Here is a 19,000-nt window from a genome sequence, read left to right on the forward strand (position 1 = left end):
AGTGTGATATTGGTTCGTATTTTTAATGATCTATTTTAGGGGATTACATGCTGCAACAGCTTTTGCGGCTGTCCAATGATGGTCGCAGGGTTTATATGACCGTCATTCCAAAGGCAGACGAAAATACACCCCGGATTGAAAAGAAGCACATTGTTGAATGGTTGATCGACCAAAAGGTCGCGAGCTTTTTTCGTTTTGAAGAAACCATTGTGAAGGTGCTAGACAAAATCAATGCGTCTAATGACGAATGGAAAGGTGAGCCTGATGACGTTGTTATTGCCGAGAGACGCGATGCGTCGGTAACCGCACGTTTTGACGAGCAGAAAATGACGGCCTTCCTCCGTGTGAATGGCGCGTGTGGTGGTAACCCTATTAAAGGAAGTGATTTGCTTGCCTCGTTAAAGGAAGCACAAATTGTTCGCGGTGTGAAAAAGCAAACACTTCAAAAACTTCTCACAGCCTCGGCGCGCCTTAAGCCTGGCGAATATCTTGAAGCGCCTATCGCGGCAGGTAAATGGCCGATTCCCGGCGAAGATTCAAAATTAGCTTTCCTTGTACAAGACAGTAAAGCGCGTATTTTGCGTCCGCAAGAGCGTGAAGATGGCACGGTAGATATGCGTGACCTTGGTAAGATGGTCACGGTTCAAGAAGGGCAACCTCTTGCTAAACGCATTCCGCCGACAAAGGGCATCGAAGGCTTCCGTGTAGACGGGAAAGTCCTACCGACAACGCCGGGTAAAGATATTCCATTGCGCCTTTTCCCTGGCAGTGATTTCAGCAGTAACGACGAGAACATCGTTGTGGCGACAACGTCTGGGATGCCCATTTTGCATCCCGAAGGTGTTGAGGTGGATAACGCGTTGTGTATGAAATCGGTCACTGTGGCTACTGGCCACGTCGATTTCGAAGGCAGCGTGGTGATCAATGGTGACGTGAATGCCGGTATGCGGGTGAGCGCCACAGGTTCGATTACCGTAGGTGGTGTTGTGGAAACTGCGTTTCTAGAGGCCGGCGGTGACATTATTATTCACAACGGTATCTTGGGTAAGCAGCTTCAGGGTGATCAAGAAATCACAACGAGAATGCGGGCCAAAGGGTCTGTCATCGTTAAGTTTGCCCAGTATGCACACATTGAAGCTGAGGGTGACATCATCATCAGCCAACATGCGATGCACTGTACAACACGCACCAACAGTAACCTCCTTATCTGCGACCAAACGAAAAGAACGGGCACGTTAACGGGGGGCAATCACGTTGCGCGCTGTGGTGTGAAAGTCGTTACTTTGGGGGCGACGTCTGGCGTGGTAACACGTGTTCATGCATTCACTGGTTTAGAAGCCATGATGATAGACACTATTCAACTGGGTAAAGAGTTGGAGAGCGAGCATGAGCAACTGATGAAGGTGAAGGACGCTGAGATGAAGTTGCTTCAGCAGCCTGCAAATAAACGCCCTGAGGCGTTGATAGAGCGCCTTGCATGGACTAAAACGCATCACTTTGAACGTATCGCTGAGATCAAAGCCAAGATGGACTCCTCGTCATCAGAATTAAACACCTTGTACCGCAGCCACACGATTGATGTATTGAAGCACTGTTTCCCTGGTGTTTATTGCCAGATTGGTGAATCGACTTTACCTGTTACCTCTGAACTCGGTGCTTGTCGTCTTGTGACGAACGGGAAGGAAGTTTACCCAGAACCGTTGTAACGCTTTCCTTTGCATTTCTTCTTTATGGCATGGCTTTCTCCTTAACTCAGGCCTTTACAGTGTAAATAGGGTGGCGCTTGTATTCTTAGTTATGCGCCTGACAGAAACAAAAAAAAGCACCCTCGGGTGCTTTTTTTGTTTCTGTAGGTTTTTGCTACTTTTTCAATTGGCTATTAGCTCGCTTTTTGCACCTTGCCTTCTTTCAGCGCTTGAAGCACAGCGAGCTTAGGACCGTCTGCGACAATACTGCCTTGTTCAACCACAATAATGCGGTCAACGATATCAAGCATGCCCGTCTTGTGCGTATTCAGAATCAGTGTTTCATCGCGACGCATTGAAGCAAGTTGCTGCTTAATGTACTGCTCAGAACGGTTATCCATCGCACTGGTGGGTTCATCCATCAATAGCACGGGTGGACGGCCTAACATGGCACGCGCGATGGCAATGGCTTGTCGTTGACCGCCGGACAACTGATTGCCCCCCTCACCGACTTGACGTTCCAACCCTGCGGGATCGCGTTGTGTAAATGTGGTGACACCAGAACGGTTTGCCGCATCCAAAATATCTCGGTCATCAGCCAGAGGACGGCCTAGGGTGATGTTATCCCTGATAGAACCAAAGAACAGTGTTGGATCCTGCGGGACACAGCCTATATTACGTCGTATATCGATATTGTGGATTTGGGTGATGTCGGTCTCATCGATGCGTACAGAACCCGCTGTAGGCCGATACAGGCCCATTAACAGACGACTTAATGTGGTTTTGCCCGAGCCGATGCGGCCAATGATTGCGACCTTTTCTCCCGGAAGAATGGTCAGCGAGATATCGCGTAGCGCAGAAACGTCTGTATTCGGATAACTGAAGTTAACACGATCAAATTCAATTTTACCGCGCATCACAGGACGGTGAATATAACGACGACCATCTTCTTGTTCTGATGGCATGTTCATCAGTTGGTCAATGATGGCCATGGCTGATTTGGCTTGGTTGTAACGTGTCGACAGCAAGGAAAGTTGAACAAGAGGGCCGACAGCACGGGAGCTCAACATTGATGCTGCAATCAAACCACCCATGGTGAGATCACCATTGGCAATCAAGTACACACCAAACACGATCATCGCGACAGAAACAAACTGTTGAATGAAGCCGGCGGCGTTTTGCACCGAATCCGTAAGGCGACGTGTTTTAATGCCCCAGTTTGACATGTGGGCGACCGCTTCTTCCCAACGGTATTGGAACTGGCTTTCTGCACCAAACAATTTGATGGTTTCAAGACCCGCCAAGCTCTCAATTAAGTTAGCGTTCTTTTGAGAAGACAAACGAGAGCCTTCTTCGATGGTATGGCGCAGTGGTTTTTGAATTATCATCGCGTGAATGACCAAGCAAGCCACGGCGACAATAGGAACAATGACCAACGGCCCAGCAACGATCCAGATGATAAACAGAAAGAAGAAAGCAAACGGCAAATCAATCAGAGCTGATACGGATGCGGACGTGAAAAAATCCCGTATCGATTCGAATTCTTGCATATGCCGTGCAAAGGCACCAACAGATGGCGGCCTCGCTTCCATGCGTATCCCCATGACTTTCTGGAAGATGCGCGAGGAGATCAGTAAGTCTGATTTCTTACCTGAGATATCAATAAAGTAACTTCGGAGCAGTTTGAGTATTAAGTCAAAGATGAAAATGACGAAAATACCGCTCGCGAGCACCCAAAGGGAATCGAAGGCGAGGTTGGGTACCACCTTGTCATACACGATCCGCGAGAACAGTGGCGTCGCGATGGCAAAGGCATTAATGAACACCGAGGCGAGCATGACATCACGGTAAATTGAACGTGATTCCCACAAGGTGCTCCAGAACCAGTGACCGCTGCGCTCTTTCAGCATCTCCGGCGAACGCTCGTCGTAACGGAATTGCTTCTTCAACAAGAAAACCCGTCCGAGGTAATCCTCTTTCAGGTCTTCGATTTTCACCACGTTGGTGATTGTGTCGGTATGCGGTGTGACGACTTCAGCTTCGCCTGTTTCATGACTAATGCTGAGAAGTACACAGGCTTCATTGCCTTTGAGTAGCATGATGCAAGGGCAAAGAAGCAGAGAGAGTTCACTGATATCCATTCTTGCTTCTTTGGCGATAATACCTGCCCTTTCCGCTGCACGAGGGAAGAGGAAAGGGGAGAGGTAGCCGTCAGAAATCGGCAACCCGGATACCAAGGCATCCGGCGAGTTTGATTGACCGAAATAACGGCTTACGTAGACCAGAGATTGCAATAGTGGATCTTTAACCATGATGCTCTACTTTTTTCTCGAAGATGAACCCTTGGAAACCGTTAACAAAGAGTTCTGACAGTTTATTTAGCTGTGCTTCGGTTTCGACACGTGTGGCGATTGTCGTGATATTCAAATTGTGTGCCGTACGGCATATTGAGGCTAGCACATGGGTTTGTGCTTCGTCGTCTAAGTTGCTTGTATATGCGAAATCGATCTTCACGTATGAAGGCTTGAATTTGTTCAAGTAATCCAGCGATTGGAAGTTTCTACCGTAGTTATCGACGCCGAAACCGAAGTTAAATCGGTGCGCTTGTTCTGTCAGTAGACCTACATGATCTGGGTAACGTACAAACACACTTTCTGGGATTTCAAAGAACAAGCGCCCGGCGAGTCCACGGTTTTTCTGCATCACTGAGGTTAACCAGCGAATGAAAGACGCATCCGTGACACTGTTCTGGGTCAGGTTGATGGCAATAGGGCCCATTTCTGGGTCATCCGTGAGCTTGCCAATCATGTGGGAAACCACATATCGGTCAAACGATTCGCCGAGTTCCAGTTGTTCAACAGCCCCGAGGAAGTGCGCCGCACCAAAATATTCATCACCACGTTCAATGGCAGAGAACACCTCTTGGTGGAGAACGGACTTATCGCTACTAGATGCGGGCTGAAGCTTAAACACAAACCAGTCGTGTGCAATGGCATCCAAAATAAGCGATTTCCATTGTTGTCTGCCCATGGATGAGTCATTGGCGGCTTGGTCTAGCATCGAAATAGGATGATTAGGGTCGTTGCGCGCTTGCGTTAACGCGTTGTCAGCTTGCGCAAGCAGCACGCTGGCATCGCGGTTACCTGCGCCATTCACGACTAAACCAATGGCGACTTTTGGCGGGCTAATGCCCATTGGGTCTTGTTGCATGTCAGTCACGATGGCCAACAAGCTCTCACCTATCATGCGCATGTCTTCGTTCGTACCGTTAGGCGCGAGGATGACAAACTCATCTTTGGAGATACGAGAGGCTGTGTAATCTGCATCGGTGATCGTGGTGTTAAGCTTCTTCGCGAACTGACTGACCAAACTGTCACCTTGTTCAAAACCTTGGTTTTGATAGGTATCTGTGATCAAATCGACTTTCGCCATGACCAAACCACCCACTGCCGATTCTGCCAACCATGATTTCAATTGGCCGACGAAGAAACTGCGGTTACCCAAACCGGATACGGCATCACGATAGGCGTGTTCGCGAAGGCGATCAGCTTCTTTGGCTTGTTGCTCAAAGTAGTCTTCAAGCTGCTTGCTCATCTGGTTGATGGCCTTAACAACGGTTTTCAACTCAGACGTTGGAGGCAAAGGAATGGGCTCGCCGAACTTGTTCCGCGCGATGTCTTTCGCTCTGCTGGTGATCAACGCAAGCGGGCGTAAAGAGCGGCTAAGTTGCAAGCCAATGATGAACATGGCGATCGCAAATAAAATACCGATCCACACGCCCAATTGAATCGTGGCGCTCCACATTTCCTTGTATGCAAAGCCAGGGTGAGACACCACCACCACTTCTGCTAGTTGCAGCCACCCGCTGGTGAATGTGCGTTCTTCAGTGATCACAGGGAAGAGGTCGAGACCAATATACCAATCGGGAACACCTTCAACCGTTACTGGGTATTGGCGAATAATTTCACTGCCATCAGACAGCATTCTTAAGCGAACTTCTTGGTAGAAGCCGCCATCAAAAAGGGCATTAATGACGGATTCCGTCGCAACCTTATCGTCTGATTCAAGATAGGGCGCTAACGCAAGACCCATTGAGTTGATCGTATTGTTTACCTCAGCAGTTTGCTGAGTCAGCAGGAAGTTACGTGTCGTGTTCAATTCAATCCCTGTGACCGCGATGATCAACAGAAAGAAAATTGCCAACATCCATGTAAACAGTTGCCGGTAGAGAGTCATAGAGATTTACCCATCATAGTTTTTGATCGGCCTTTTAAGCTTCACTGTGCCCATTCGCGCTCTGAGATCGTTCCACAACCCTAAGCGTGAAGACTTCCCAGCCAGTTCACCTTTACCGCGTTCTTTCATAAGCCAAAGCCTGCTACCGTTGAAGCTGTAGACAGGCAGGAGGTCACGTCGTTTTGATGCCAGTTTGATTTCAGGATCGATATTGTCGAGAAGCACTGGCTCTGAAGATGCGGTTGGGTAGTAGGCAACAACCATGTGAAATTGATTAAGTTTGATGGCTTTAACATAAACCAATCGCAATTTCTTATCGTCGATGCCTAGCTCGCGTAATGTGAAGTACTTCGCGATGCTGAAGTCTTCACAATCACCCGCCGCACTGCCTAAAAACTCAAGCGGCGTAGCCCAGTAGTCCTTCTTGCCCCATAGATCGATATCGTTAACAAAGTAGAGCTGATTAAAAAAGCTGTTTACAGCAGCGAGTTTTTGCCGCTCGGAGAGGTTGCTAGACTCCTCAACCACATTTCTCCAAGCGGTAACACGCTTCCCAGCTCTTTCTCCGTAAAATGCTGATACTTTATTCACCCACTGAGCATCAGTGCCAGTGAGTGCAAATGTAACGATCGATGGCAACAAGAACAGTAGAAACAGTGTTGCCCTTTTTTGCATTAGGCGACCTCAATAACTATTGTTCCCGTCGGGTAAAGATGGTCCATGCTTCTTCAATGTCTCCTTTGAATCCTTTGACACGACCAACAACACGACGATTCACCAATTGAGGTGTTTCCGTTTTATCGGTCAGTATCAAATCCTCTTCACCCAATCCAACGAGAGTGAGACGATCGGCATCAATGCCTCTTTGTTCCAATTGCGCTTTGACTGCTTTAGCACGTTGGACAGACAAGTTTTGGTTGTAGTCGTTGGCGCCAGGAGAACTTGTATGTCCTTGAAGTTCAAGAGAGGTTTCAGGATAGAGCTTAAGGAATTCAGCCATTTTGTCCAGTTCTTCGCTATAAGCAGGTGCTACATTTGACGAGTCGTTTGCAAACTGAATCCTGAGAGAATTATCACTTTCAATTAAAAGGTATGTTGGGCACCCATCATTATCGATAACAGCACTGGCTTCTGTTCCATCGCACAAATCACGTGCGTTGATTACACCATCACTATCATCATCCAGTAAATCTGAGCGCTGCTCGGCTAAGGCAGGAGGCTCGGCAGACAGCGAACAGCCACCCACCGATACGAGAAGACCGAGTAACAAGAGATGTTTCATTTTTAACCCTCACCATTTATTACAGGTTCGAGCCATTCTTGAGGTACGTCCACGCGAAGTGCATCTAATAGCGAGCCTGTACTGTTCAGTACTCGGTACTTTGCGGTGATATTCGCGTAATGAGCATCTAGATACGAACGACGTGCCTCGAACAGCTCATTTTCAGTGTTTAGCAAGTCGAGCAGTGTGCGGCGGCCGATACGAAATTGCTTTTCATAAGCAATAACCGTTTCAGATGCAGCATCAACGTGCTCTGCTAAGTAGATTTTTTGCTGTTCCGTCAGCTGATATGCACTCCAGGATAAGCGAGTGCTCTCTTCCAATAATCGATAGGCATTATCAAAAATGTCTTTCGATTTATTGAGTTGGTATGCGCTCCTGCGAACATCGGCAGTGTCAGAACCACCGCTGTAGAGGTTGACGCGTAATCGAAGCATGGCGCTAAATTCGTCGACTTGTTCTTCTACACCACCTGCATCGTCGCTCCAGTTTTGGCTGGCTTCAAACGATAGGGTTGGGTAGAAGTTACCTTTGTTTAGTCGGTACTGTGCACGGGCGGCATCAATGTCATAGGTTGCGAGCTTTATCACAGGGTTGAGTTCGATGGCGCGTTCTAAGGCTGCGTCACGTGTTGTCGGCAGTGAAAGCTCATCAACCTCTGGGTCCGTTGGATTAACTGGCTCTGCACCTACCACACGATAAAATTCAGATTCTGCATCTTCTAGGTTGCTGCGGGCTGCCAACATATTAGTAAAGGCGCGTGCAACACGCGCTTCCACTTGTGACAAATCCGCGGTCGAACCAATGCCGGATTCAGCGCGACGTTTGATATCGCCTAAAATCTTTTCGTGCACTTCGACGTTTGCTTCTGACAAGGATAGCAATTGTGCGGCCTTTAGCACGGCAACATAGACTTCAGTAACACGTAATGTCTTGTCTTGCGCGTCTGACAGCAATTGGAATCGCTGTGCTTCGGCTTCGAATTCAGAGCGCTCAATGTTGTTGCTGGTTGTGCCATCCCAAATAAGCTGAGTAAGGCTCAATGTGGCATCTTTGCGGTTAAAGCTCTTCTCACCGCTGGCTTCGGTTGTGCTGTTATTGACGTATTCGTATCCAAAACCTGCACTCAGGTCTACTGCTGGAAGGTAGCCGCCTTGTGCGGATTCAATGTCTTCACGAGAGCTCATAAAATCATTGAATGCACTTTTCAATTCGGGGTCTGTCGCTATGGTCGTCGCGACAGCTTGCTCGACAGAAAAAGCCCACGTCGGCGCAGCGATGGCGCTGACTGTTGTTACAACAATCCATTTTTTCCAGTTCAAAATACGTCTCCCATCAATGGGTTGGCAATACATTCCCAAAAAGTGTTCTATTCGCGCAATGCAGATTTCTGCGCTTGTAATATTGGTTTTAATAGGTAGTCCAACACGCTGCGCTTCCCTGTAATGATGTCGGCAGAAGCCGTCATACCTGGAATTATAGGAAGCTCTGATCCATCCCCGAGGTTGTTAGATTCGGTTCTGATTTTTACGAGGTAAAAGCTGTTTCCTTCTTCATCTTGAATGGTGTCGGCGCTGATGGTTTCTAAAATGCCATTTAGGCCGCCGTACACTGTGAAGTCGTACGCACTGAATTTTATGATGGCGTCGAGCCCTGGGCGAAGAAAGGCAATGTCTTGCGGGGCGATCTTCGCCTCAATCAATAAGTTGTCTTCGCTAGGAACGATTTCGACGAGATCCATACCGGGTTGGATAACACCCCCCACAGTATTTACGTGCAGTTTTTTGATGGTGCCATCGACAGGGCTAAGTACCACGGTACGTTCAACCCGGTCTTCCAAAGTGACACGAGTTTCCGTCATGGCGAGCAGTTTATCTTCGATATCGTTTAGGCGTTCTTGCTGTTCGGCGCGGAACTTCAACGCTACATCGATGTGTTTGAAGACAAATTCCTGCAAAGAGGAGGTCAGTGAAGGCAGAGACAGCTCTGCTGAAGAAAGCTCACGTTTGGTGTCGTTCACTTGTCGTTGCAGTTTGAGCAAATCGATTTGCGGTACAACGCCTTCATCGGCGAGAGGTTTGGTGATGTTGTATTCTTCTCGCGCGTAGTTGTAACTCAGTTTTAGGTTCTGCACGCGCGCTTTCACCTCGATCACTTCTTGTTCTTTCTGACGGATCTGTTGAGATGTTACTGATAATTGGTTTTCCAGGTTGTTGAGTTTTTCTTTGTAAGCGGCACGTTGACGAGACACAACGGTGCGGTGCTCTTTAATGAAATCAGCTTCAAAGATGAGTTCGCTTCGAAAGAGTGTGACGCTTTGCTTCCAGTCGCGTGTTTGTACTTCTGGATTCACAACCACGGAGTCGGTCAGCGCCTTCAGCGTGACTGCATCGCCTTGCAAACTTGTTAGCTCTTGCACACGTTCGCGAAAGTCAGATCGGAACATGGTGTCATCGATCAACAGAAGCTGTTGATCCTTTGTGACAATGTCGCCTTCGCGGATCAACAGTTCTTTTACCAATCCGCCTTCAAGATTCTGCACTACTTGCAGTTGTGAAGAAGGAATAACCTTGCCCTGACCCACGGTCACTTTGTCTAATTCTGCATAGGATGCCCACACTGCGGTCACGACGAGAAACGCAATAATGACCCAAAGCAAAACGCGTGCACTTTTGGGTGTTGAAAGTAAAAGCGCGGCGGTTTTGTCGTCTATATAATCCAAATGTTCACTGGCCGGCAGTGTTAATGCAGATTTATCTTTTTTTCTCATTGTTTTGCCAACTATAAAATCTTCGAAACACTTTTACTAAGCGTAGTTTAAGTAGCGGATATTCTCTAATCGCGGACAGTGTACAGATGATGACCCAAGTCCATGATCTCAGTGGTAAGAATGTTGAGAATCAGTAAGATGCGAGAGCTGACGGGGGGTTAGACGAAGGGGGGCCTAGAGACTAGGCCTTAAAATTCTCTTTATCGAGACCATATTTCTTCAGTTTTTCGTATAGCGTTTTGCGTGCAAGCCCCAGTTCTGACTGAATTTCCTTCAATCTTCCGCTGTGTCGATTGAGTGCATCGCTTAGGATTGCGCGCTCTACTTTTTGTATTCTTTCTACCAATGTGTCGTGTTCTTTTTCCTGCAAACTGACATCAGACAGCATGGCTTGCTGTTCCCCCATCAAGACCCAACGCTCTGCAAAATTTCGTAGTTCTGTGATATTGCCTTGCCATTGGTGCTGCGTCAGTGAGGCTTTGTGTTCGTCTTTAAGACTTGGCGGCGCGATGCCAAAGCGAGACGCTGTGGTTCGAAAAAAGTTCTGGCATAAGGTAATCACATCCTCTCCGCGTTCGCGCAGAGGTGAAAAGGGCACGGAGACCGCTGAGAGAATGGTATACAGGCTGAGATCGAACATGCCCTGTTGGACACTATTGGTCAGATCGACGCGGGTAGATGCCATGATCCTCGGCCGCGGTGACGTGTTATCGCTTGTCATGATGTTCGCCAACCGAGCTTGAACATGGCGAGGAAGGGCTTCAATGCCATCCAAAAACAGGGTGCCTGTCCCCGCAGCAGCGAGTTTGCTGTTTTTATAGAAAGGATGCGTTGAAAAGCCAGTTTGCTCAGGACCAAACAATTCAAGTTCCAACAGGGCCTCGGGAACCTGTCGGCATTTCACTGCGACAAAGGGTTCGTCCTGTCGGGTGCCTTGGTCGTGCATAAAACGTGCAGCCAGTTCTTTGCCTGTACCTCGTTCGCCTTGCATCAAGAGATCGCAATCCAGATCTTTCAGATGGAATAGCGAGCGGCGCAGTTGCTTAATTTGTTCCGAGTTACCCAAAATACGCGGACCAGGTGCACTGTGTGTTTCCAATTCTCGTTTGAGCTCTCGGTTCTCCAGCACGAGTTGGCGTTTATCAATGCCACGACGAATAACGTCTAGGAGATGGTCGGTTGAGAAGGGCTTTTCGAGAAAATCATACGCGCCATCGCGCATGGCAGAGACGGCCGTAGAGATATCCCCGTGTCCGGTTAGCATGACGACAGAGAGCTCAGCATCAATCTGTAAGGCATGCTTTAGAAACGTCAACCCACTCATTTTCGGCATGTTGATATCGGAAATGATGACGCCTTCAAACGTGTTGGTTAGGGCATCGAGTGCTTCAGGGGCTGAGGCAAATGCACGCGCTAAATAGCCTTCGATGTCGAGCGTCTGTTGAAGCGAGTCACGGATCGAACGTTCGTCATCAATGATCCAAACTTCATGCGTCATGGGATGTTTCTCCGTCTTGAAGGCGTTTTAAGCTGACGATCAATTCTGCACCGCCGTCTGTGTGGTCTTCCGCTCGCAATCGACCATCAAATGCTTCAATGATACGGCGGCAAATGGTTAGGCCCAATCCCAGCCCGTCTTTCTTCGTGGTATAGAAAGGCGAGAAAATGTGTTTCTTGGTGTCGTTATCCATACCGGGGCCGTTATCCCAGACATGCACATCCACCCAATCCAAATGCGTAGAGACTGTGATGCCTATCGCGGGGCTGTCTGAGTGGCGGACGGCATGCGTGGCGTTACTGAGCAGATTCAGGATGACTTGTTCAAGTTGAACGGGGTCAGCATTCACCATGATCCCACTTTCAGGAATGGCACAATCGATGTGGATCCCCTTCTTGTTGAAACTGGCTTCGGAAAGCATCAACGAAGCATTAATCACATCGTCCAGTGCGGCAAGGCGTCGGCTTTCTTCTCCTTGCTTGCGAGCAAACACTTTAAAGCGCGCGATAATGTCAGCCACCAAGCCGATCAATTCGTGAATTGAGGTCAGGTTCTTTTGCACATCTTGATAACGTTCGCGATCCATCAATTTGATGCTGTTTTCGGTATACGTGCGCATCGCCGCGAGTGGTTGGTTTATTTCGTGGTTAATGCTGGCAGAAAGCTCGCCGAGCATCGCCAGTTTGGCTGCTTGAATTAACTCAGATTCGGTTTGCCTTAACGCACGTTGGGTGTCTTCGTATTGCGTAATACTGTCGCGCAACGCAGTGTTGGTTTCTTCAAGGCTTGATGTACGTGCTGCCACTTTTTGTTCGAGATCGTCGTTGAGTTGGGCAAGTTTGCGTTGGGTTTTGACAGTTTGTAACCACGCCGTCATGACCAGCACCAGCAAACCATAGAAAGTGGCAAAAAGCAGTGCCGATTGCACCACCATTGGCCAAAGTTTGCTGATAGGAACAAAACCATAGATACGCCAGCCCGCGCTGCCAAGTTCGGTATTGGCCACCAATACACGCTCTCGGCCTGTTGCCGACAAGCCTAAGGATAAACTGCTCAAGGGTTTCAGTGTCTCGAGTTCTTGGTATTCCGTCAGGCTATTCAATGCGCTGTCGCCGTAACGGCGTGAATCGCGAATCGCGTTTTTTTGGTTGTCGGTGAGTTTGGCGAGAGATTGGTAGAGCCAATCATTACGCGAACTGTAGAACACGACGCCAAGCGGATCGGCAATCAAATAGTCGAATTGCTGCTGATCCCAGATTCTATCGATGATGGAGAGATCGACTTTCAGCACTAACACGCCGACGATCTGGTCGTGATCCCAAATAGGGTAAGAGAAGTAATACCCTCGTTTATCGGATACCACACCCAGCGCGTAATATTGGCCTTTTTCCCCTTCCATGGCTTGATGGAAATAGGGGCGATAATTGTAGTTGTGCCCAACAAAGGTGGTGTTGGAATCAAAGTTACTGGCGGCGAGTGTTAAGCCGTTCTTGTCCATAAGATAAAGCACATCGCTATTAAGTCGATTGTTCCAGCTTTTCAGGATGGCGTTGGTTTGGGAGAGTAAACGTTCGCTTTTGGGCACGCGTAACACGCGTTTTAAGCGAGGATCGGCAGACAATACAACGGGGATTTCACTATAGCGTGCAAGCTCGGCAGAGAGCTTCTCATGAAGCTGATAGACATCATTTTGGATGTCGTTGGTGTATCGCTTCTCTACCGAAAAATAGGTAAATGCGGCAACGGCTGCGGTGAGGACGAAGCCCATCACGGAAACCGCGGCTAAAAATTGAATTCGGCGCATATCTTCCTTGATGTGTGAAGGGCGCGAGGCGAAGAAATTCACTTGAGAAATGCCGCCGCCCGCCGCAAAATGGCAAAAACCTTAATTGGAGCAATACATGGATTTGTTTGATATTCGAAGAGAATATAACCAAGGTGGATTGAGACGCAAAGACCTGCCTGAAAACCCTATTCAATTCTTTGAGCACTGGCTCAAACAAGCCATTGATGCCAAATTACCAGACCCAACGGCAATGACAGTGGCGACCGTGGATGAAACAGGCCAGCCTTTTCAGCGCATCGTGTTGTTGAAGCATGTCGATGACGGTGGCTTTGTGTTTTATACCAACCTTGGCAGTCGCAAAGCGAAACAGCTTGTAGACAACGCGAAGATCAGTCTGCATTTCCCATGGCATCCCCTTGAGCGTCAGGTACATATCACTGGCGAAGCGGTCAAGCTGAGTAAAATGGAAGTGATGAAGTATTTCTTATCACGACCAAAAGAGAGCCAGCTTGCTGCGTGGGCGAGTCGCCAAAGTGAACGTATTTCTGCGCGATCAGCGCTGGAAAGCAAATACATGGAATTGAAGCAACAATTCGATAAAGGCGAAGTCCCGGTGCCAACGTTTTGGGGCGGCTTTCGCGTGAAGCCTGAGTCGTTCGAATTCTGGCAAGGCGGCGAACACCGTTTGCATGATCGCTTTATCTACCAAGGTGAAGAAAAAGGCCAATGGGATATCGAGCGCTTAGCGCCGTAGCTTTTATCGTCGTCATTGCTGTCGCGACTATTCCCTCTTGTTGCCACAGGTCTTGATGGGAAGTGCTGAGTGACAGGAACCAACAAAAAAGCAGCCAATGGCTGCTTTTTTTATCGCTAACGATCTGTGCTGCATTTTGCTGCTTGTGAATTTGGCTTGAGACGCCGTATTTTTCGCTTACGCAGACAGCACCACACTGAGTTGGTGTCTTAGAAGGCTTGATGGGATGGCAGAACCCACGCCCAGTTCTAGCGCTTTGTCCATCAAGTCTGTTTTGGTTTTAACGCCAAGCTTCAAGCGAAGGTTCGCAAAGTGGTTCTCAATGGTTTTCACTGAAACACCTAATGCATTGGCGATAAATTGTGGCTTCTTGCCATACATATGAAGAAACAAAACCTCAGATTCTCTGGGCGAAAGTGGGGTGTGTGGCTTGGTTTCTTTTCCAATGGTGAGGTCTTTTTTCGAAGAACCAATGGCACGGCAAATCCATTGTCCTACTTCAAGCGCTGCAAACTCATTGATGGCTTGGCCATGAAAAATGACGCCGATGAGTTCACCGCTTTCGCTATACCACGGCATCTTTGTGAAAATATGCGCATGCCACTCTCCATCGGGGTAAGGATGAATATTGAGCACCTGCATGTTCTTACCGCTGGACATCACTGTTTGGTCTTGCTGCTGAAAAACTTCAGCGCAAGCAGTCAAAGGCGCGGGCATGTCGAAGTTGGTTTTACCAATTAAATCGTGGTGGCTAGATACGCCAACCAGATCAACATAATTCTGATTCACATAGACGAAATTGGAGTTGATGTCTTTGCATCCCCAACAACCTGGGAGTTGCTCAAAAAGAGAACATACGGGCGGGGGAGCCTTGGGTGTGCTATTCATAAAATGATTAATAAAGGAAATAACTGACAGTGTATTGTAACGTCAATATGGTTTGCATGGAATGTATCACAAATTGGGCGTTACAAAGGGAAAAAAACCGGCTCGTAGGAGCCGGTAAAGACAAGATTTTGCTCTAAAAGAGCGAATTCCTGTACGACGTGTAGAAGAGGTCATCCACATCCATGGCACGAGGGTTGTAACCATTAGCGTAGATGTTTCACCGAGGTAAATTCAGTGATTAAACAGCAACATACTGCAATATGCGCTGTTCGTTAAGTACTATACATAGCTGCCAGAAAGTCGGACAGGGGGGGAATGCACTAATTTGCATGTAACTGATAATATTGTTTTTATTATAGAGAGAGATCGCGTTTTAGATTCTCTTCCCCTGATGATGTATTGATAAGAATACAGACAAAAGAAAACCCGCTTCAAGAGCGGGTTTTAGTAAAACGTATTTCTGTAGAGCTCGAACTAAATATTTCGCACAACACGGAAACCGACATAGTTTGCACTGAGATCAGATTTCAACTCTAAGCGTTCCGCGACGCGCGCGCTGCTTGGAGAGAAACTCCATGCACCACCACGTGCAACTGGCGTTTGATTGCCAGCCCATTCCCAAACGTTACCCGCTGTGTCATAGATGCCAAATGGATTTGCTGGGAAGCTTGCTACCGGCGATGTGCTTTTGTTTGACCACATAGTGCCACTCCAACCGGTGTTTGCGTTGCCTACACCAATGTCGTTGCCCCACCAAAAATCTGACTCGCTACCTGCGCGTGCGGCGACTTCCCACTGCACTTCAGAAGGCAGGGTGTAATTGAAACCCGTTTGGGTGCTTAGCCATTTTGAATACATGTTGGCATCATCACGAGTGATGCAAACAACAGGGGAGTTATCCGCCTGATCAAAACCTGGCTTACGCCAGCTGTGGTTTAGCAGTTGTTTCGGTTCGCCGTTATCCAGCGCCGTACAACCTTGGCCCTCTTCTGCTTCTGTGACATACCCCGTCGCAGCGACAAACTCTCCAAATTGCTTCACTGTGACTGGCGTTGCAGCGATAGAGAAAGGTTGGTCTACAACTACAGGCTGTTTGGCTTCAAAGCCAACGCGGTACTGACCCGCACCAATGACGACCATTTGTGGTGCCTGTCGATTGTTAGAGAGTTTGTCAGCGAATTGCTTTCCCGGTTTAGGACGGTTCTCCTGTTCTCTTAGGCTTGCCCATACAACGGAATCTTTGTTCATGAACATCTGGCGGCTGTAAGGTTCGAAACCTGATTTTTCAACCGTGAGCTGATGTTGACCCGCTGGCAGCATGATCTCAACAGGCGTTGAACCGTACGTCACACCGTTGATGGTCACGTTGTCTTCGTAGCGGTTCGAACGGATCTTTACATTAACCCAGCGCTTAGCCTGTTGTTTAGGGGATGATTTGGCCGTCGTGAACGATTTCTCAACACAATAACGTTCAGCAAAATCGAGAAGCTTACACGCTGCATTTTCGTCTGGTTGGCTCTTCATTTCTGCCTGAAGGCGAGTAATGTAGCGGTTGTCACCACTGAAGCCACTGTCGACGACATTGCTGTTCATGACATGGATATTGAATGAAACACGGTTCGCATTGAGTTTTGCCGTGGTTGATTCCGTCACTTTGTCGAGCACGTGTGATTGGAACGTATTAACGGCCTTTTGCATGGTCAGGGTTTTACCCTGGTTTGAACACGCAGCCAGCGTCATCGATTCGCTACACGTAATGGTGTGTACGACTTCAATAGAATCTGAGAACGTAAGTTCCTGACGAAGACGTTTAACGCGTGCTTCTTTTTTCGCTTCTTGGAGATTTTCCATTGCGCTGACGAGCAATTGTTTCTGACGATTTTCGCCTTCCACAATACGCTGTTGTTCCGCAACGGCTTGTTCATTTTGAAGCGTGGATTTTTGATTATCTTTCACCGCTTGCCAAGCCGATTGATAATCGTCTTTGTACTGGGTGAGGTCTGTATCAGGATTTTCAATAAGACGGCGGAATTGTTCATCCAAACGCTCTTGAGCCAGTGTGCGTCGTTTCTCTAATTCCATTGCTTTATTCGCTAACGTTTCACGTTCAGCCAATAATGCGTCCAATTTGTCTCTTTGCGTTTGAAGGTTTTCAGCGTGATTGCCAATTTCACTTCTTTTATCTGCAAGCTTCTGTTCCAGAGCGACAACCGGATCATCCGTTGCGGCTGTGGTGTCATTGGCAAGTGCATGACTACTAAGAAGTATCGGTGTTAACGCGAAAGCTAACGCAGCTATGCGATTACTTTTCATATGTCCCTTGCTTATTCTCAGAATTCCAATAGAAAAGCGTTGTCCCAAATAACTAGATTAACACGTAAATGCCAAATGGCCTTTTCATGATACTAATAATTTGATGCTTATCGTTATTATTCAAACTCGTTATTTTGATAAGTTACTCAATTATTTTAGCTCATCTCTTTTTATCGATGTAAATAACGTTTAAGCATGAGAGTGATGCAAAGAAAATAGCAATTATTTGACGTTAATTATTATATAACGACATATTATTGACGCTTTATATGTTTTCAATCGAGACGTGAAAACATTAATGCGTACCCGCAGAAGCGGTAAGAATTCCTGCTGTTTACGTATTTTCTTCTTCGTTTTACGTCGGCGGTAAAACCCATATTGGGGATGGATCAAGGCGGTTTTTATACACCGTCTTGGCTTACACCTTGCATTTTTATTGCCCTGTGGGCGTTTAAGGGTGTTTTTCCTGATCGCTATGACGATCCTTTTTCCCGGAACGATGATCAGGGAATGATCCTGCCGTCAAATGCTCGGAAAGATGATCAAGCGCTATCAAATGGTGTAAATCGACGTGGTAGACATTATTTTTCAATTAAAACATGGTGTTAATGTGATTCTCATTGCGAGGTTCGATGGGTTTTCTTACGACCGCGTCGAGTTTTAGCCATCAGACGTTGAGATCTTGCACAATTTTGATATCAAAATGACGTTGGCCGTAGTTTGGCCTACTCTTGATCATGTTTCCGAGGTTATTTTACTTCGCGATATCTTATTCGCGTGGCAAAATGCCTTCCTTCATTTCGTTGTTTGACACTAGTCGTTGTATGGCATCAGAGTTTACACATTCACAAGTTATTGCCTTACCTAATCATCCGTCGCTGCATGCGCACGATTACCGTCAGGTTGTGATTGGGTTACAAGGGCAGACTGAGTTTGAGCTATCAGGTCGTGGTAGCTTGGTTGGCCCTGGCCAAGGATGTTTGGTGTCTGAAGCGGAACTGCATGCCTTTTCTGGTATCGGTCAAAATGAAATTCTTGTCATTAACTTGCCAGAATCTGTGTTACTTGGTGAGTCTTCAATGAAGCAAAAAGTGGAAGCGCTCTTTGAGCGAGATGTTTACTTTCAGCTGGACGCGCAAGCACAAACCTTAGTAAAAGCCCTCACTGGCGAAATGATCGCTAACCCGCACGATGTGATTTTAGGTCGTGCATGCGCGGACACTTTATTGTGCGTGATGGAACGTCATTTCAGGGATCAAGTCGCTCCCCGTCGCCAAGGCCATCGACTGAATATGGACATTATCGATCTGTACATTCGTCAGCACATCAGCAGAAAAATCAGCGTTGCCCAGATGGCGGGCTCAGTGTTTCTTGCGGAAAGCCAATTCCACCAGCTCTTCAAAGCGCAAGTTGGCGTTACACCTCACCAATATGTGCTGAAAAAACGCTTCGAGCTCGCGCTAGAGCTATTGAGCACCAGCCAGCTAAACCTTGCCCAAATCTCCGACAGTTGTGGTTTCTCTAGCCAGAGCGGATTCACCTCTGCATTTTCGCGTCATTTTGGGGTGTCACCTTCTCGGTATCGCCACGATCATTGATCGGTCTTTTCGCCCTCATTAACACCATGCCCCCCCTGCGCTTAACGCAACGCGCTCCTTCTGTAACTGCTTCATTTTATTTCACAATACATTAACCACACTTCGTCTTTACGACTGTCTACTCTTCGTCAAACACACCGACGTAACCTTCAGAAAGTCGCTTTTTGCTATGGGTTTCACGCCATTTTCG

At 47.7% G+C, this 19,000-nt stretch carries 13 protein-coding genes; 3 read left to right on the plus strand and 10 right to left on the minus strand.

The annotated features are described in order from the left end of the window. The first annotated feature begins 47 nt into the window (after positions 1-47). Entirely contained in the window at positions 48-1,706 is a 1,659-nt protein-coding gene (locus BCT27_RS03690; RefSeq protein WP_017017389.1) for a DUF342 domain-containing protein, read from the plus strand. 173 nt (positions 1,707-1,879) lie between these two features. Here the strand turns inward: BCT27_RS03690 and BCT27_RS03695 are convergent, their stop codons facing one another. The 8 genes from BCT27_RS03695 to BCT27_RS03730 all read right to left on the minus strand — a co-directional run bounded on the left by BCT27_RS03695 (position 1,880) and on the right by BCT27_RS03730 (position 13,275). Next, on the minus strand, positions 1,880-3,997 hold the full coding sequence (locus tag BCT27_RS03695; protein WP_102390769.1) for a type I secretion system permease/ATPase: 2,118 nt from the start codon (positions 3,995-3,997) through the stop codon (positions 1,880-1,882). Then, positions 3,990-5,921, minus strand: a complete 1,932-nt coding sequence (locus tag BCT27_RS03700; protein ID WP_102318090.1) for a bifunctional diguanylate cyclase/phosphodiesterase — start codon at positions 5,919-5,921, stop codon at positions 3,990-3,992. Before BCT27_RS03700 ends, BCT27_RS03695 begins: the two co-directional genes overlap by 8 nt. 6 nt (positions 5,922-5,927) lie before the next feature. After that, positions 5,928-6,596: a transglutaminase-like cysteine peptidase gene (locus BCT27_RS03705; protein WP_102318091.1), complete on the minus strand. Its 669-nt coding sequence runs from the start codon at positions 6,594-6,596 to the stop codon at positions 5,928-5,930. Between the two features lie 16 nt (positions 6,597-6,612). Further along, a complete protein-coding gene (locus BCT27_RS03710; protein ID WP_102318092.1) occupies positions 6,613-7,203 on the minus strand; it encodes an OmpA family protein in 591 nt (196 codons plus the stop codon). A gap of 2 nt (positions 7,204-7,205) precedes the next feature. Further along, entirely contained in the window at positions 7,206-8,525 is a 1,320-nt protein-coding gene (locus BCT27_RS03715) for a TolC family outer membrane protein (RefSeq protein ID WP_102318093.1), read from the minus strand. 47 nt (positions 8,526-8,572) lie between these two features. Further along, positions 8,573-9,973: an HlyD family type I secretion periplasmic adaptor subunit gene (locus tag BCT27_RS03720; RefSeq protein WP_102259893.1), complete on the minus strand. Its 1,401-nt coding sequence runs from the start codon at positions 9,971-9,973 to the stop codon at positions 8,573-8,575. Between the two features lie 181 nt (positions 9,974-10,154). Continuing rightward, positions 10,155-11,471: a sigma-54-dependent transcriptional regulator gene (locus BCT27_RS03725; RefSeq protein ID WP_102318094.1), complete on the minus strand. Its 1,317-nt coding sequence runs from the start codon at positions 11,469-11,471 to the stop codon at positions 10,155-10,157. Next, the gene (locus tag BCT27_RS03730) at positions 11,461-13,275 is read right to left on the minus strand and encodes a sensor histidine kinase (RefSeq protein ID WP_102318095.1); all 1,815 of its coding nucleotides are present in this window, start codon (positions 13,273-13,275) and stop codon (positions 11,461-11,463) included. Before BCT27_RS03730 ends, BCT27_RS03725 begins: the two co-directional genes overlap by 11 nt. Positions 13,276-13,372: 97 nt before the next feature. Between BCT27_RS03730 and pdxH the strand changes: the two genes are divergently transcribed. After that, positions 13,373-14,011: a pyridoxamine 5'-phosphate oxidase gene (pdxH, locus tag BCT27_RS03735; RefSeq protein ID WP_017011731.1), complete on the plus strand. Its 639-nt coding sequence runs from the start codon at positions 13,373-13,375 to the stop codon at positions 14,009-14,011. Positions 14,012-14,188: 177 nt separating this feature from the next. On the opposite strand, the gene BCT27_RS03740 is transcribed toward pdxH, so the two are convergent. Both BCT27_RS03740 and BCT27_RS03745 read right to left on the minus strand, forming a co-directional pair. Beyond that, positions 14,189-14,899 (minus strand): helix-turn-helix transcriptional regulator, encoded by a 711-nt coding sequence (locus tag BCT27_RS03740; protein ID WP_102318097.1) that lies wholly within the window; start codon positions 14,897-14,899, stop codon positions 14,189-14,191. A gap of 474 nt (positions 14,900-15,373) precedes the next feature. Then, positions 15,374-17,212: an SUMF1/EgtB/PvdO family nonheme iron enzyme gene (locus tag BCT27_RS03745; protein WP_102318098.1), complete on the minus strand. Its 1,839-nt coding sequence runs from the start codon at positions 17,210-17,212 to the stop codon at positions 15,374-15,376. 824 nt (positions 17,213-18,036) lie between these two features. On the opposite strand from BCT27_RS03745, the gene BCT27_RS03750 reads away from it, so the two are divergent. Then, a complete protein-coding gene (locus BCT27_RS03750; protein ID WP_102395155.1) occupies positions 18,037-18,810 on the plus strand; it encodes a helix-turn-helix domain-containing protein in 774 nt (257 codons plus the stop codon). Positions 18,811-19,000: the final 190 nt, after the last annotated feature.

The organism is Enterovibrio norvegicus, from assembly GCF_002876705.1.
Taxonomy (GTDB): Bacteria; Pseudomonadota; Gammaproteobacteria; order Enterobacterales; family Vibrionaceae; genus Enterovibrio; species Enterovibrio norvegicus_B.